The 15,184-nt window shown below is 35.3% G+C and carries 17 protein-coding genes; 12 read left to right on the top strand and 5 right to left on the bottom strand.

Annotated elements, in window-relative coordinates:
• Positions 1–502 precede the first annotated feature (502 nt).
• Positions 503–931, bottom strand: a complete 429-nt coding sequence (locus tag C9J34_RS13070) for a DUF4279 domain-containing protein (RefSeq protein ID WP_107840474.1) — start codon at positions 929–931, stop codon at positions 503–505.
• Between the two features lie 305 nt (positions 932–1,236).
• Here C9J34_RS13070 and C9J34_RS13065 point away from each other — a divergent pair, with 305 nt between their 5' ends.
• The 4 genes from C9J34_RS13065 to C9J34_RS13050 all read left to right on the top strand — a co-directional run bounded on the left by C9J34_RS13065 (position 1,237) and on the right by C9J34_RS13050 (position 3,420).
• Entirely contained in the window at positions 1,237–1,590 is a 354-nt protein-coding gene (locus C9J34_RS13065) for a DMT family transporter (RefSeq protein ID WP_107840472.1), read from the top strand.
• Between the two features lies 1 nt (position 1,591).
• Entirely contained in the window at positions 1,592–1,906 is a 315-nt protein-coding gene (locus C9J34_RS13060; protein ID WP_107840470.1) for a DMT family transporter, read from the top strand.
• A gap of 27 nt (positions 1,907–1,933) precedes the next feature.
• Positions 1,934–2,515: a TetR/AcrR family transcriptional regulator gene (locus tag C9J34_RS13055; protein WP_107840468.1), complete on the top strand. Its 582-nt coding sequence runs from the start codon at positions 1,934–1,936 to the stop codon at positions 2,513–2,515.
• A gap of 176 nt (positions 2,516–2,691) precedes the next feature.
• Positions 2,692–3,420 carry a DUF2087 domain-containing protein gene (locus tag C9J34_RS13050; RefSeq protein WP_107840466.1) on the top strand — a complete coding sequence of 243 codons (729 nt, stop codon included), beginning with the start codon at positions 2,692–2,694 and terminating at the stop codon, positions 3,418–3,420.
• Positions 3,421–4,173: 753 nt separating this feature from the next.
• On the opposite strand, the gene C9J34_RS13045 is transcribed toward C9J34_RS13050, so the two are convergent.
• Complete coding sequence (locus C9J34_RS13045; protein WP_107840464.1) at positions 4,174–5,034, bottom strand: AraC family transcriptional regulator; 861 nt, start codon at positions 5,032–5,034, stop codon at positions 4,174–4,176.
• Between the two features lie 110 nt (positions 5,035–5,144).
• Here C9J34_RS13045 and C9J34_RS13040 point away from each other — a divergent pair, with 110 nt between their 5' ends.
• The 6 genes from C9J34_RS13040 to C9J34_RS13015 all read left to right on the top strand — a co-directional run bounded on the left by C9J34_RS13040 (position 5,145) and on the right by C9J34_RS13015 (position 9,713).
• Entirely contained in the window at positions 5,145–5,726 is a 582-nt protein-coding gene (locus C9J34_RS13040) for a hypothetical protein (protein ID WP_107840462.1), read from the top strand.
• A gap of 51 nt (positions 5,727–5,777) precedes the next feature.
• Complete coding sequence (locus C9J34_RS13035) at positions 5,778–6,482, top strand: tubby C-terminal domain-like protein (RefSeq protein ID WP_107840460.1); 705 nt, start codon at positions 5,778–5,780, stop codon at positions 6,480–6,482.
• 36 nt (positions 6,483–6,518) lie between these two features.
• Positions 6,519–7,265: a LytR/AlgR family response regulator transcription factor gene (locus C9J34_RS13030; RefSeq protein ID WP_107840458.1), complete on the top strand. Its 747-nt coding sequence runs from the start codon at positions 6,519–6,521 to the stop codon at positions 7,263–7,265.
• Between the two features lie 2 nt (positions 7,266–7,267).
• On the top strand, positions 7,268–8,581 hold the full coding sequence (locus C9J34_RS13025; RefSeq protein ID WP_107840456.1) for a sensor histidine kinase: 1,314 nt from the start codon (positions 7,268–7,270) through the stop codon (positions 8,579–8,581).
• Positions 8,582–8,674: 93 nt separating this feature from the next.
• A complete protein-coding gene (locus C9J34_RS13020; protein ID WP_107840454.1) occupies positions 8,675–9,355 on the top strand; it encodes a YhfC family glutamic-type intramembrane protease in 681 nt (226 codons plus the stop codon).
• Positions 9,327–9,713 (top strand): DUF3887 domain-containing protein, encoded by a 387-nt coding sequence (locus C9J34_RS13015; RefSeq protein WP_107840452.1) that lies wholly within the window; start codon positions 9,327–9,329, stop codon positions 9,711–9,713. Before C9J34_RS13020 ends, C9J34_RS13015 begins: the two co-directional genes overlap by 29 nt.
• 130 nt (positions 9,714–9,843) lie before the next feature.
• On the opposite strand, the gene C9J34_RS13010 is transcribed toward C9J34_RS13015, so the two are convergent.
• The 3 genes from C9J34_RS13010 to C9J34_RS13000 form a co-directional block, all read right to left on the bottom strand.
• Positions 9,844–11,445 (bottom strand): Na/Pi cotransporter family protein, encoded by a 1,602-nt coding sequence (locus C9J34_RS13010; protein WP_193768998.1) that lies wholly within the window; start codon positions 11,443–11,445, stop codon positions 9,844–9,846.
• A 267-nt stretch (positions 11,446–11,712) separates the two neighbouring features.
• Positions 11,713–12,693 carry a hypothetical protein gene (locus C9J34_RS13005; protein WP_107840448.1) on the bottom strand — a complete coding sequence of 327 codons (981 nt, stop codon included), beginning with the start codon at positions 12,691–12,693 and terminating at the stop codon, positions 11,713–11,715.
• A gap of 2 nt (positions 12,694–12,695) precedes the next feature.
• Positions 12,696–13,205, bottom strand: a complete 510-nt coding sequence (locus tag C9J34_RS13000; protein ID WP_193768997.1) for an RNA polymerase sigma factor — start codon at positions 13,203–13,205, stop codon at positions 12,696–12,698.
• Positions 13,206–13,497: 292 nt separating this feature from the next.
• Here C9J34_RS13000 and C9J34_RS12995 point away from each other — a divergent pair, with 292 nt between their 5' ends.
• The gene (locus tag C9J34_RS12995; RefSeq protein WP_107840444.1) at positions 13,498–14,625 is read left to right on the top strand and encodes a DUF418 domain-containing protein; all 1,128 of its coding nucleotides are present in this window, start codon (positions 13,498–13,500) and stop codon (positions 14,623–14,625) included.
• Between the two features lie 41 nt (positions 14,626–14,666).
• Complete coding sequence (locus C9J34_RS12990; RefSeq protein WP_107840442.1) at positions 14,667–14,984, top strand: YqfO family protein; 318 nt, start codon at positions 14,667–14,669, stop codon at positions 14,982–14,984.
• The last annotated feature ends 200 nt before the right edge of the window (positions 14,985–15,184 follow it).

Below are 15,184 nucleotides of genomic sequence, written 5' to 3'. Positions count from 1 at the left end.
TTTTTGTATTTTGGTAAACAAAAAAGCATATATCCGCCCCTCGAAAGGGACGAATATATGCTGTATACCCGTGGTTCCACCCAAATTTCTACTCATGTTTGCACATCAGTAGCTCATTGATACAGATAACGCCTGTAAACGTCACTAGTTTCCTAGCGCGGCTCTAAGGGAGTAAATCATTTTGTCCAATCGGGAAACTTTCAGCCGGTGATTTCCCTCTCTCATGACCTTCTCAAAAATGACTCATATCCTTTTCATTGCCTTTTCTTTAGAAATTAGTTTCCAATTTATCGCGAAATTCAAATCTTGTCAACAATAAATTTTTATTTTTAAATGGCTTGTGTGTTAGATAACGGTGCTGAATAAAGCTGTTTTTCAAATAAAAGCCTGTTGATTTTTCTTGATACTCCGATGTTTTGTAGCACAAATACTATTGACAATAGTATAGGCGAATAATGATTATTATGTTGTCATCGCCCATTTTCCATCTAGTAAGCATATGCTATTCATTTTGTTCAGTAAAGGGATTTATATACATATCAATGTCTAAAAAGGCATTAATAGCAGCAGCGAAAGCACTAAATTCAGGATAAATAACTAAGCCGGGTGTACACCCCTCCTCCATGATAATAACCAGTTCTAATTGAACATCTAAATGGAGCTCGGTTTTTAAATTATTAATAATCTCAACCTTTGACTGAAACGTATTTAAAAGAGGACGTAACACATCTTCTGAGTCGAGTGTTTCTATTTGTTTTGTCTCATATTTCCAACAAGTGTATGCCCATTTATGAGGATGATTTGGGCGAATAGCGTCACCTACTTTCCACGTCTTAGTAGGCTGTACATTTAACCGCTCAGTGACTGTAGTAATTGGAAAATCATCGTTTCCAGTCAATTTAATATAAGCGTAAAGGGATGTTTTCTCCATTTATACCTCCATATTTTTCTATTAATTGAATTTATAATAGTATACGGATTTTTTTATTGAAGGTTTCAAATTTATTTTTCCGTAATAGCATCAATAATCAAATCACGATAGACAGGTAACTGCAAAAAAATTGTATTTTACGCTTGCATATTAAAATACTCTGTATTAAAATCTAACGTATGTTAGTTAAATTATTTTGTGGAGGTTAAAGATGCTACCGATTATCTTAAAGTAGTACCGACAAAAATATTTTTTTAAACAAAAAATCTAACGTATGTTAGTTAAATTTAGAAGGAGAGATTATTATGGCATGGTTTTATTTAATTCTTGGGGGAATTTTTGAAGTAGGTTGGGCGTTAGGGTTAGGTTATTCAGAAGGACTTACAAAAATAGAGATTGTGATTCCCACAATTGTATTATTAGTGCTTAGCTTTTGGTGTTTTGCAAAAACGTTAAAAATGCTACCAGTGTCAACAGCTTATGCAGTTTTTACAGGGTTGGGAGCATTCGGTACGGCATTAGTAGGTATGGTGTTTTTAGGAGATCCAGTTAGTTTACCTAAAGTTGTGTTAGTGACTTTTCTAATTAGCTGTATTATAGGGCTAAAATTGGTTTCTGATGAACCTAAGGACAAGAAAAATACAAAGGAGGCTGTGTAATATGTATTGGGTATTTTTGGTGTTAGCTGGGTTGCTTGAAGTAGGTGGCGTTATTAATCTAAAATTAACAGAGGGCTTTACCAGATTAAGACCAACAATCTTTTTTATTATATGTATGGGTTTAAGTTTCTTCTTTCTTTCAGTATCATTAATAGAAATACCTATTAGTATTGGCTATGGAATTTGGACAGGAATCGGCGCAGCAGGAAGTGTTTTATTAGGTATGTTTTTATTTAATGAGCCTAAAAATTGGAAGAAGTTAGCGTTAGTAGGAGGAATCATTTTTAGTATAGTGAGTTTGAAGTTAATATCTTAATTTAAACATAAAGAGGTGACAGGTTAATTGAAGAAAGGTGAAGAAACTAAAAAAAATATAATCGAACAAAGTTTAAGATTGTTTTCCTCACAGGGTTATGAGGAAACAGCACTTAAAGATATAGCTGTCAGTGTAAATATTAAAACACCATCCATTTATGCCTATTTTGAAAGTAAACAGAACCTTTTTGAGGAAATTGTAAACTATGTAATAGAAGATTATTTACGATTCATTGACAAGCAAGCGCTTATTATTGAGAAATTTCCGACGGAGCAAAAGTTGCACCATATTTTGCAGGAATTGAATAAATACTATTATATGAATGATAAAGGCCTTTTTCTTAAAAGGTATGGTATTTATCCACCTGAAAAATTCAAAGAGCTTATTACACTTAAAAATAAAAAAGTGGAAAATGAGATTAGAGCACTTATTTTCTCCATTTTGACAGGTAATAAAGAAGAAAATCTTATTGATAGTGAGGCTGTTGCCACATGCTTTATGACGATTTTGGATGGGATGCTATACAATCTGATGAATTACTCATATGACGAATATGAGAGCAGGTTAGCGATTACTTGGTCTGTCTTTTGGAGAGGGATAAAAAATTAGTAAAATAACAGCATAATTTAAAGCAGCATGTAGAGCGGTTTCTAACATGCTGCTTTTTTATATTCATATACATAATCCTAAAAGTTTTGCTGTGTTTAAATGTGTTTTATAAACGAAAATATAATTTGTTTACAAAATAATAAACTTTATATAATATATTTGTTGAGGTGGTATTTATGGATTTTCAAAGTATATCGATTGAGGAGTTAATGAACGGCTATCAATTAACGGATGTACAATATCAATGCCTTCATTGTGATCAAGCATTTGCGATACATGAAGTTTATCCGTTTCAGAACAAATTTTTAACAGCAGAAGGCATGATACAGGTACATCTTCAGCAAGAGCATGGCTCCGCTTTTCATGCACTTTTGCAAATGGATAAGAAAACAAGTGGCTTATCAGAGGTGCAGCAGGAAATGTTAAAGCTGTTTTATGAGGGACTATCAGATAAAGAAATTGCTGTAGATAGTAGTGTTAACAATATTTCAACAGTGCGACAGCATCGTTTTAAGTTGCGTGAAAAGGAAAGGCAAGCTAAAGTCTTCCTAGCCCTAATGCAGCTACTGTCAGAACCGAATCATTACAAAATTCATAGGGGGGCTACACAGGTGGACGAGCGTTATAGTATTGAGGAAAAAGAACGTGAAAAAGTGCTACAAACCTATTTTAAACAAGGCTTAGACGGTGGGATTGAGACAATTCCTAGCAAAGAAAAGAGAAAGTTGATTATTTTACAACATATTTTGCAACGATTTACAGCAGGAAAAGCTTATACAGAAAAAGAAGTGAATACCATTTTAAAAACGGTGCATGCAGATTTTGTTACTTTAAGACGCTATTTGATTGAGTATGGATTTATGAGTCGTAGTGCGGACGGTTCGTCTTATTGGATAAAGGAATAGGGAATTGTTGCTGAAAAAAGTGTCACTTTCTATATTATATTTTGTACAAGGTGCAGGAGCGCTTCTAATTTGAGGATAATACAAATTGGATTGTGAAAAGGTATTTACAATAGTAGGAATAATGTGTTACGTGGGTTTAAAGGTGGGAGTTTTGATGCTACCAAAACGGTAAGAGCCAGTATGAATTTTAAAAAGGTGGGGAATGTACAATAGCTACATTCCTCACCTTTTGAATTTAGAGCAGTGCCAGAACAAATCTTATAACATAAATGAATATAACGATGAATGCGATATATTTTAAAATAGTAAATGATATTTTTAAAATGCCACCGAAAACGAATAATATAGCTAAAAAGATAATTAAAGAAATTAAAAGGCTCACATGTTACCTCCTTTTGCATGAAATGTCCTTATATCATAATACGCATTTACAAGGGAAAAAGATTCACCTATTCAAATTCTTTAGTTCAAAAGTAATGATTCGATCGTAAGATAGATGAATTCGCCCGCAAGAAGCCCATTTTCGCACGTTAAACATTGAAATTCGCACGAAGAACAAGCAAATTCACTCAACGAAACTAAAAAATAGGGACGTGTTAGAAAAGTATGACCTTTTCTAACACGTCTATTTTAGGCCTCCTCTATTCTCTCTTTTAACAAAATATTAATGAGAGAAGTTTATGCAACGCAATTACTTATATCCATAAATCATTTTGATTACCTCTAAAATCAAATGTATAGCGTTAGTACTGATTATTTTTCTTTTACCGCAACCCAAACCTCACTATAAACATTATCAGCTGGGTCATCATAGCGGGTGAAAGAAATCATTGGCTCGTTTAACAACTCATAATTCGATGAAGGGAGCCACTGTGCATAAATATTGGCATAGGTTTGCTGCAGTGTAGCGGGAAATGGTCCGCGATTCGGAAAAATAGCCCATGTATTTGCTTCAAGTGTAATTTGTTCTAAGTCATCATATGGATTTTCCTTCGTAGTAGCAAAGCCAATCATATGCGTTAGATTCCCCTTTCCCTCCAAGTGTCCTTCATCAAAATGATAAGATGCATTTAATACTTGATGCGGATATAAATCACTTAGTTCATGCATTTCTGTTCTTTGCTGCTCTGTAATTGTTTGAGCTAATTCAATAATGGCATTGTTTTCGCCTTCGAATTGGATGGGTACTCTTTTCGTTACCCCAACTAAATTGAATTTTGCCTTCTGCTCTATTTTAAATTCCATTGAAATGCCTCCTTTAATATCAATAAAAAATGAAAACTTTGGAAAGGTTTTTTGGATTTTATTTTTCGCAACTTCGGAGGGTAAAAAGCCACTCCACTCGCGAAACGCCCTTGAGAATCCATCGACGGATTGATAGCCATATTTAAAAGCAATGTCTGTCACTTTTGCACCGTTGACGAGTTCAGCATTGGCACAGGACAATCTTCTGTTTTTGATATACTCTGTCAATGACATACCTGCCATATAAGAAAACATTCTTCTAAAATGATAGTCAGACAGCCCAACGATTTGAGAAATGGTTTCCCCTGAAATATTTTCTGTTAAATGAGTCTCGATATAATCCATTAACTGATTAAATTTCTGTAGCATGCGTTTTCCTCCTTTGTACATTTATCATAGCGAATAATATCTAATCCCACTCGATATTTCTGGAACGGAAATTATCGTTTGGTATGATAGAGAGAATAAGGGGGCTAAAAATGTTTACAAATGAACAATTAAAACAGCTGATTCAAGGTGAGATGATTGGTGAAGTTTTCCCTTATAATGCAGGGGATGAGCAGCAAATTTTTAGTTATTTAAAAAGAATAAAAGCAGAGTTAGAGAGGTCTAAGCGTATAGAGTGTGATCAAGAGCTATTACATTTTGGGAGCGGGTATGCCTCCTACATGCAATGGTTTGTTTATGAAAAGAGTGCCGTAACACGTCTAGAGCGAGCGGGGGGCTTAGTGGAGGCGGAGAAAATAGGGCTTGTTGTACAAATTAGTATGCTTGCACCTGTTGTATTAATTGGTAAAGGCGAGAAACGGGATGACTATTTTGAAGGAGAGTGGCAAAGTGGGGGGGTGAATTCTTTAATTAACCCGCAAAGTTTGCTCATTCCAACACATTTAACTGAGCTATACGAAAGCTTGCAGCGCCTTTTTATGAAGTATAATTATAGCATTTTGCGTAAGGAAGATGTGGAGAAGCCACTCCCTTTTAAAGCGAATATCGCCACTATTTTTAGAGAGCCAAGGGAGTATCTGATATGGGATGCGATTTTTTATTGGATGGACTGATGTGTGAAACCTCTTATCGAAATGTACGTAAATAAATAGAGGTGAAAAAATATGTATCATCTAGTTTTACTTTTTATGTTAATTCAGCTTGCGATTATCGCAAGGTTTTTGGTGTATGGATTATTTAGTGTCACGGCATATGCATCAACTTTTCTGCTATTGATTGCAGCGATGTTTATTTTGCTTTTGAGTAAACGACTTGTACATAAGGAGCAAAGCTATCAACCAAATAATATTGAAGGCTGGTCACTGTATGAGCGACAAACAACCATTTTATCTAAGAAGCCGTTGTTTAAAGGAGATGTAAAGCGCGGCTATATAAAGCGTTATTTTGAAAAGAAGTGGCAGAGGGTTGTGGCTGATATTTTAGGAGTAAACTGGTATTTGGCGTTTGATATTCAAATAGATGAAGATAATTATTTAGTACGCTGGCATGCGAAAAACCGCTCGTTAATACAGGAGCATTGGACGATATATAAAAACGGTGTAGCAATTGGTGAGGCATGTACATCAATAAATATAAAGAATAGTGCCCAATTAAAAGAGGTAATAGAATTTATAGTTGAAAATGAGAAATTCACTAGTTCCGCAGCAACCATTTCGTCAGCTATTACAGTGCAAAATAATCAAGGTATTATAGGAACAATGAAGCGCAATCATTTAATTAGCAATGTTCATGTATTCGATATTCAAGAGGAGCGACCAGCATATATTATTGCGCTTATGATGCATGCGTATTATTTCAAAAGTAAGTAGTTACTTTTAGAAGAATGAAAAGTGTGGTGTCCTATTTTGAGTATTTTTATTCTTGAAGACCATGTAATCCAAGCTCAAAATTTGAAAAAATTAATTGAGCAAATTTGCTTGGAGCAGCGCATTCCGTATGATTTTATTGAAGCAACAAGCAAGTATGAGGAGATTTTAGAGAAAATTGCGCATTGTACATATACACCGATTTATTTTTTAGATATCGAAATTAAACAGGAAGAACGCAAAGGGCTTGATGTGGCGCAGGAAATTCGTAAGGTGGACCAGCAGGGGATTATTGTTTTTGTGACGACACATTCAGAATTAGCCCCCATTTCCTATCAATATATGGTGTCAGCATTAACATTTATCGATAAAAATGCTCCTTCAACCGCGCGGAAACAGAGGGTTGAAAGCTGTTTACAGCATTATGTTGTGAAAAATGGGATGACACAGCAGGAGGATTATTTATTGATTGAAAATGCACATACAACAATCAAAGTGCCATTTCAAGAAATTGAATATGTAATGACAGATGAGCCGCACCGATTAAAGCTGATGACAACAAATCGACTTATTCAGTTTTACGGCACATTAAAGGAAATCGAGCAATATGACGCGAGACTAATTCGTTGCCATAAATCCTATTTGGTGAATGTGCAGCAAGTACAGGAACTCGATTCGAAAAATGGAGAATTACTTTTGCTGAGTGGAAAGAAAATCCCTGTATCGAGGCGGCTATTAAAGCCCATTAAAGAATTGATTGGGCAGCGTGATAAAAGGGAGTGGTGATAGTGCTGTTTTATCAATTAGCCACATTTATTTGCATAGGAATCGGCCATATTTATTTGTTTAATTTGTTTGCAGGCAATACGAAAGCACCGATGAGCTTTACTGTGTTTTTGAGTGTTTTATTATGCTTGCTCTTAAACATTATAATTCCATTATTCGGTATGATGGAATTAAACATTGTTGTTTTGTTAGCCTTTTTAGTGTTGCTAGGTACTATGTACAAAAAGCATACGTTGGCACATACGATTTATTTTGCATTGATAAGCATTGTGCTTTATACGGGTGTAAGGAATGGTTTGTTTACTATTTCTTTAGACCTGTATATGGATAGCCCATTTAATTATTATATTTGGACAAACCTAGCAATAGGCTTTTATGTAGCTTTAGGTATGCTAATCGTTTTATTTTTAATGAGAAATTGGATTGCATCTGCAGGAGACTATTTAATTCATAGTAAGCTGTATATTCCTTCCTTTATTTTTTTAATTATTAGCTTGATTTTATTGTTAATTATTAACTATCCTACGATTCAAGTTTTAGCTGAAATTAATGTGCGCTATGGGCGACAGTTATATGTGGTGATTCTTTTAATGATGATTATTTTATTACTTATTACCACAGTTAGCATCTATGTGTCGAAAGAGCGTCTAATCGATAAATATGAGCAATCCCAACATCAACAGCTGATGGAATATGTCGAGAAGTTGGAATTTATGCATGATGAACTTGCGACATTTCGACATGATTATAGCAATTTATTATTGTCACTTGAAGCATCGATTCATGCGAATGATTTACAGCAAATCAAACAAATTTATGAATATACGATAGCGCCAACAGCTGTGATGATGAATCATCAACAGCTAGAGTTAACAAAGCTAGCACACATCCAACAACCAGAATTAAAAAGCATATTAAGTGTGAAAACTTTAACAGCACAGCGCCAGCAAATAACGGTGCATTTAGATATTCCGCAAAATATCAAGCAAGTTGCGATGTCTATAGGACCATTTATTCGCGTTATTAGTGTTTTGCTTGATAATGCTATAGAGGAAGCGGTGAAATCGACTGCCAAGACGATGCAAATTGCATTGTTTGAGGTAAAGGATGCACAATATTTTATCGTTAGAAATAGCGTAGATTCCGAGGAAATCGAAGTGGAACAGCTTTACACGAAAAATTATTCAACAAAAGGAAATCAGCGAGGCTATGGCTTGTTTTCTGTACAGCGCATCGTCAAGCAATATCCGAATACGACATTGCTTACCTCAGTGGATACGGGCATGTTTAGTCAGGAATTAATTGTGAAAAAATAACCGTTTAAGATGAAAGAATGACCGTTTGAGAAACATGCATTTTATTTCATAGAGCTTTCGTTACAATAAAGTCGTGAAGGAGGTGACTTTGTTGTGGGAAAGCTCTTTTTTATAATAAGCGTTATCATTTTGCCTCTGTTGTTTTTTCTCTATGCCTTATATAAAAAAAGCGTCATACCATTTATTTTAGGAGTAGTCGCGTTTTCATGCTCACAGCTTTTAATTCGTATTCCACTAATTAATTTTATAGCGAAAGAAAGCAGTACTTATCAATTTTGGAGTGCGACAAAGCCGATGCTGATTTTATTTTTATTAGCTTTGTCAGCAGGAATTTTCGAGGAAACAGCACGCTGGCTGGCAATGCGATTTTTCCTTAAAACTTATACGCTTCGTAATGGTATTTTATTTGGGTTAGGTCATGGTGGGGTTGAAGCAGTCACTATAGTTGGTATCCCTGTAGTGGTGAATTATTTTTACATCATGCAGCCATTCCAACTGTATATGAGTGGTATAGAACGTCTTTGTGCAATGGGCATCCATGTCTGTTTATCTATATTTGTATTGATAGCGGTAAGGCAAGGAAAATTTATCTATTGTAGCTATGCTATTTTATTGCACGCTACTGTGAATTTTGCAACAGGCTTCGTTGCCATGCACACGACACCACTTATGACAGAGGTATGTTTAGTTGTACTCTCAGCCATTGTTATTTTAATTACATATTTATTTTGGAGGAGGAAGAAAGATGAAAAGGTTTTACATCACACTTATTAGTAGCTTATGTTTAGGGATTTTATTAGCAGGCTGTGGCAATAAAGTAGAGGAGGAAATCGCGCAGCAATACGAAAGTAAGGCGGAGGAAATCATTCAATTCGTTAATAAAGGCGAGTTTGAAGAAATCACACAGCAATTTGATGCAAAGATGAAAGCGAGCGTAACAGCGGAGCAACTAGCGGAAATAACACCAGTCATTGAGGCATCAGGCAATTTTGTGCAAATTAAAAAGAGCTCAATCCAAGAAAAAGATGGAGTTTTTATCGTTGTTCTTGTGGCAGAGTATAGCAAAGATGAACGAATTTATACAATAAGCTATAATGATAAGGAAGAAATTGCCGGTTTGTATATACAATGATAGAGGGCTGTCTAGAAGCAGATGAATCTGTTTTCTAGACAGTTTTTGTATTGATAGTAGCGAAGTAAAATACAAAAGGTTATCTGAAAAAGCGGCGTACAGCCTACATTTTTAGACAACCTCTTCAATATTAAGAAATAATTGTTTCGGCAATGTTAGATGCATGGTCGCCGATTCTTTCAAGGTTGCTTACGATATCTGCAAAGACGATACCAGCTGAGCCTGAACAAGTTCCTTCATTTAATCGCTTAATATGCATTTTGCGTAAACGGCGTTCCATATTGTCAATTTCGTTTTCATTTTCAATGACTTGCTGTGCTAAGGCAATATCACGTTGATCTAAGCACTCGATAGACATTTTAACAGTGTTCAATGTGAGAATAAACATTTCTTCCAATTCTTTTAAGGCCTGCTCACTTAATTTTACTCGATTGCTCTCTTTGTATTGTAGCAATTCGATAATGTTTTCTACATGGTCACCAATGCGCTCAATATCGCGAATATTTTCAAATAAAGCATGATGTACTTGGGAGTCATGACCAGATAGCGATTGCTTTGAAAGCTCTACTAAATACTCCGTTGATTTGCGATCTAAGTTATTGATAGCTTCTTCCAATTGACTGACTTTACCTATAGCTTTTGTATCAGCTGTTTTTAAAATGTTTAAAGTTTCCTCAAGTCCTTGAATGCTGTATTCCCCCATACGCACAACTTCCATTTTAGCTTGACCAAGTGCGACAGATGGCGATTTACTAATTAAATTTTTATCCAAAAATTTTGGTGAATGCTCAATTGTTGAATCTTCCCCTGGAATTAATTTTGTTACAATATATGCCCAAACACCAATAAATGGTAGTTGGATAATGGTGTTCACTATGTTAAAAGTTCCATGTGCAAAAGCGATTTGCATTTTTGGATCTAAATTTAGAACACCAGAAATCCATTCGACATAATTTGTGAAGAGTCCTAGTATGAGCATAAATATAATTGTACCTACAACATTAAATAGTACATGTGTAGCAGCAGCACGTCTTGCAGCTACAGAAGCTCCTAGAGCAGCTAAAATAGCAGTAATCGTTGTTCCAATATTGTCACCAAACAAAACAGGTAAAGCACCTTGTAAAGGTATTAGCCCTTCTGCATATAATCCTTGTAAAATACCAACTGTCGCTGAGGAAGATTGCACGATTAATGTGAAAATTGTTCCAACTATCACACCTAAAATGGGTATATCTGACATTTGTACGGTTAAATCTAAAAATGGTTGCCAGTCTCGAAGCGGCTTCATGCCACCACTCATTAATTCTAAGCCGATAAATAAGCCTGCAAAACCAAAAAGAATCTGTCCGATATTTTGAATGATGCTTTTCTTAAAGAAAAATAAGCAAATTGCGCCTAATGCCATAATTGGATAGGCGTAGGCACCTACGTCAATACCGATAATAAATGCTGTTACGGTAGTCCCGATATTAGCTCCCATAATAACACCAATTGCTTGACGTAGTTTCATGAGGCCAGCGCTCACTAGTCCGACTGTAATAACGGTAGTACCAGAGCTAGATTGGATAAGAACTGTTACTACAATACCAACAAGTACACCCATTAATGGATTTGTTGTAAACTTATCTAAAATATCACGCAGACGGTCACCTGCTGCTTTTTGCAAGCCGTCCCCCATAAACTTGATAGCAAATAGAAATAAACCTAACCCTCCAAGGAATTGGAAAATCATTTCCTGTATATTAATAGTCAATCTATTACACCTCTACTTTATATGAACTTAGTCTAAATTTTCTATCCCTATTATTGATTGGCATTAACTATATGTACATATACTTTACAATTAGTTAAATAAATATTTACAATGTCTTTACAATAGCTCTAAAAAATCGACATAATTAAAGAATTTATTGGAATTCGAGATAACAGAAATAAGGAAATATATTTAAAAAAACAGATTTAGACGAAGTTGATTGTCTAAATCTGTTTGAAATTATCTTTATTGCACAATGGGTATTTTTATTTTTTCACTAACAGGCTCTTCATCTGAAAGCACTTGTAAATATAAATCACGATTGACAAAAGAGGCGCTTGCAAAATGCTGATACCCTTTTCCATCATCATCACGATAGCCTGATTGCCAATAATAGCTTTGCCCATTTTCATCATAGAGCACAATGTTTGCGTCTGCACCGTGATAATAAACAGTTGTTGAAATGGGTGTTGTCACAATGCGCTCAATCATTAAACTATCGCCATTTGCTAAGGAAATGCTTTGATTCACATTGAGTACAACCGTTTCTTGTTGGACAGCTAACTGTGATGCTGTGAAGTCGAATGTCCAAGGCTGTTCTAGTTTTTCACCAAAAGGTGCAGACTCTTTATTAGCAGGTGTTGATAACGTCTCGTAAACAAGTTGTATAGAAATATTTTCATCCTCAATAGGCTTTTGCAATTTAAATTCATTATAAATCATAAACATTTCGCTATTTTGTTCGATGGATTGTGAACTTGCATCAGCCTTTTCAACAATTTGCCCATCAATATACAAAGTAGGGTGGAGATGGTGTCGATATGAAAACTTAGTCTCTGCTGATTTTTGCAATGTTGCGCTAACTAGAATTCGGTCATAGTTAATAATGACTTCATTTAATGTTAAATCACCCATCTCCGTTGTACTTGTTGTAGCGATAATATTTTTGTATTGTGTCCAATTCTCATTCTCTCTATTATTGTTCCAACCCTCTAATAAACCTGCAACAAACGGCATATTGGCAATCGTTTCATGGTTTGCTGCAAGTAGTCCGATTGCTAGAACGGCTGTAGCTGCACCGATGCCAAAAGGATTGCCTCTTTTTTTCAGCTTTAATTTTTTCACTACCTTTTTCTGAATGCGTTTTTTTTCTAAGCTTGAAAGCGGCTGCTGCTCAAATTCCATCAAATCAATTTTCACCTCGTTTAATTGCTGATAAATGCTCATCCTTACACCTCATCCCGAATAAATAATGTTTTTAATTTTTTGCGACTGCGTGATAGCTTATTGTGTACCCACGATTCCTTTGCGTCATGCTGTGCAGCAATTTCCTTTGTTGCCTTGCCTTCGAAATAATATTGCTGAAAAATTTGCCGTTCTTGAAGTGGGAGCTCTGTTAATAGGCTTTCCCAATCAAAGACCTCTTTTGTCGTAGTTGGAAGTTGCTCGGGGAGCTCGGTTGTTTGTTGGTGGCGCTCAAGCTTGCGTAATACATCAATGGCTTTAAATTTTGTAATGGCAGCAACCCAGTTTTTCAATGAATTTTTCGAAGCATCAAAGTCATCGATATGATACCAAATCGCAATGATGGCATCCGCCATACATTCCTCAATTTCTTGAGGCCTCCCAGCAATATATTTACGAATAATCGATTTCATCAAGCCGCCGTATTGCCCAAGTAATAAAGAAATACCTTGCTCTTGCCGTTGCTTAATAAAGGCTATAATTTTGTCGTCCATAAAGCACCTCGATTCCATAAAACATTTTTTTCGCGAAAAATCTGTTCGCTGTTATATTCGTTTACTTTTGATAAATCTATCACTTTTTTAACTTATTTTTCATCGGATTTTGTAGGTATGTCCATTGCGGAATATATGTGAATGATGTGTTTAGCAAGGACATCCACTATATAGCGAGGAAAAAATCCTTGATGAAGAAGTAAATGTTAGTTTATTGTATATAAATTTGGAAATTGAGGCCGAAATATTAGATGAGCCAATAAATTTATCATTTGAGGAATAGAGGTTTTTAATGAAAAAAAGAATTGAAGTAATTGATGCATTAAGGGGTTTTTCGTTGCTGGGTATTTTGATTGCCAATATGTTGCACTTTCAATATGCCAATGTAACATTAGAGGCCATTCAGCCAACAGCGTGGGTGGATAAAATCGCATTTTATTTCACGAAAATTTTTGTGGAAGGTTCATTTTATCCGATTTTTGGCTTTTTATTTGGCTATGGGGTTATTTTATTTGTCCGTTCGTTAGAAAAGCGAGATTTAAAGGTGAGAGGGCCATTATGGAGACGTGCCATTGGCCTAATTTTATTAGGTATTTTACATATGGTGTTCGTATGGGATGGCGATATTTTACTAATGTACGGCTCTAGTCTCCTCATTTTTATGCTGTTTATCCAGCGTAAAGTGAAAACTATGTTAATATGGGCGGCCATTTTAGCACTTTGTATGTTGCCACTTACAATCGTAAAAACAGATTTGATGGCAATCGTAGCGACAGAGATGGCGACAACATTAGATATTTTAAAAAATGGCTCATATTTAGATGTTGTTCAAAATCGCATTGGTATGACAGGTGACATACTACTGATTTTCTATATCGTAGGGATGATGATAGGCTTTGTAATGATGGTTATTTTATCATTTTTAGCTGTAGGACCATTTGTTTTGCTTGGAATGGCTGCGGCGAAGGTTGATTTCTTCAAGCATATTGAGGAGAGAGGCGTGCTACTAAAGCGTTTAGTATTGTTTATTCCAATAGGCTTATTATGTAAGTACCTTTTATTCTTTGACAACTTTGTAGCAAAATTAGCGCATGGCGTAGGGGCATATATGTTAGCAATCGGTTATATGGCTCTCTTTACAATCATTTTTATGTTGATACAGGAAAATAAGTATACCCAAGCTTTCACAAGCCTTGGACGTCTTTCATTAACAAACTACTTAATGCAGTCTATTATTTGTACGACAATCTTCTACGGTTATGGCCTTGGCTATTTTGGTGAGCTAGGTGTGGCGCTAGGCCTTTTAATTGCAGTTGTTCTTTATTCGCTACAACTGTATTTATCGAATTTGTATAGCAAGCGTTTTTCGATAGGGCCAGTGGAATGGGTGCTACGGAAATTTGTTTATTTGGGGAAATAGCGTAAAATATTTAACATAATGATGTAGAGAGGTAATGAAATATGAAATATGTAAAGATAGAAGTGCTATTGCCAGAAGAATACATTGAACCAATAAGAAATGAGCTGAATCAGCTAGGAGTTTTAACTGTGGGGCATTACGACCATGTTGTATCTTATACGGTAACAAAGGGATATTGGAGACCCCTTGAAACGGCTACACCTTATAATGGAGGAAAAGGGGAGATTTCATTTGGAATGGAGTGTAAAATGGAATTTCGATGTAACCAGATGAAAATTAAAAAAGTACTAGAAACGGTAAAATCTATTCATCCATATGAAGAACCTATTATAAATATTATTCCTTTACTGAATGAATAAATGAATCTAGAAAGTGAAATCACTTTTGATGATTTCTGTTCAAAGACAATGATTCGCTCAACGGATAGCAAAATTCGCTCATCAAAGTGTGGTTTTCGCTCAACGGATAGCAAAATTCGCTCATCAAAGTGCGGTTTTCGCTCAACAAAAATCAAAAACAAGAGCATTTGAAAAAGTATTCTCTTTTCAAATGCCCTCTT

Source organism: Metasolibacillus meyeri (assembly GCF_003049505.1).
In the GTDB taxonomy this organism is placed as follows: Bacteria; Bacillota; Bacilli; order Bacillales_A; family Planococcaceae; genus Metasolibacillus; species Metasolibacillus meyeri.
This window is presented reverse-complemented; position numbering and strand designations above follow the sequence as displayed.

Coding starts and splice junctions, on each gene's coding strand:
- C9J34_RS13070 (WP_107840474.1), bottom strand. CDS start 931: ATGGAGAAAACATCCCTTTACGCTTATATTAAATTGACTGGAAACGAT.
- C9J34_RS13065 (WP_107840472.1), top strand. CDS start 1,237: ATGGCATGGTTTTATTTAATTCTTGGGGGAATTTTTGAAGTAGGTTGG.
- C9J34_RS13060 (WP_107840470.1), top strand. CDS start 1,592: ATGTATTGGGTATTTTTGGTGTTAGCTGGGTTGCTTGAAGTAGGTGGC.
- C9J34_RS13050 (WP_107840466.1), top strand. CDS start 2,692: ATGGATTTTCAAAGTATATCGATTGAGGAGTTAATGAACGGCTATCAA.
- C9J34_RS13045 (WP_107840464.1), bottom strand. CDS start 5,034: ATGCTACAGAAATTTAATCAGTTAATGGATTATATCGAGACTCATTTA.
- C9J34_RS13040 (WP_107840462.1), top strand. CDS start 5,145: ATGTTTACAAATGAACAATTAAAACAGCTGATTCAAGGTGAGATGATT.
- C9J34_RS13035 (WP_107840460.1), top strand. CDS start 5,778: ATGTATCATCTAGTTTTACTTTTTATGTTAATTCAGCTTGCGATTATC.
- C9J34_RS13015 (WP_107840452.1), top strand. CDS start 9,327: ATGAAAAGGTTTTACATCACACTTATTAGTAGCTTATGTTTAGGGATT.
- C9J34_RS13010 (WP_193768998.1), bottom strand. CDS start 11,445: ATGATTTTCCAATTCCTTGGAGGGTTAGGTTTATTTCTATTTGCTATC.
- C9J34_RS13005 (WP_107840448.1), bottom strand. CDS start 12,693: ATGAGCATTTATCAGCAATTAAACGAGGTGAAAATTGATTTGATGGAA.
- C9J34_RS13000 (WP_193768997.1), bottom strand. CDS start 13,205: ATGGACGACAAAATTATAGCCTTTATTAAGCAACGGCAAGAGCAAGGT.
- C9J34_RS12995 (WP_107840444.1), top strand. CDS start 13,498: ATGAAAAAAAGAATTGAAGTAATTGATGCATTAAGGGGTTTTTCGTTG.
- C9J34_RS12990 (WP_107840442.1), top strand. CDS start 14,667: ATGAAATATGTAAAGATAGAAGTGCTATTGCCAGAAGAATACATTGAA.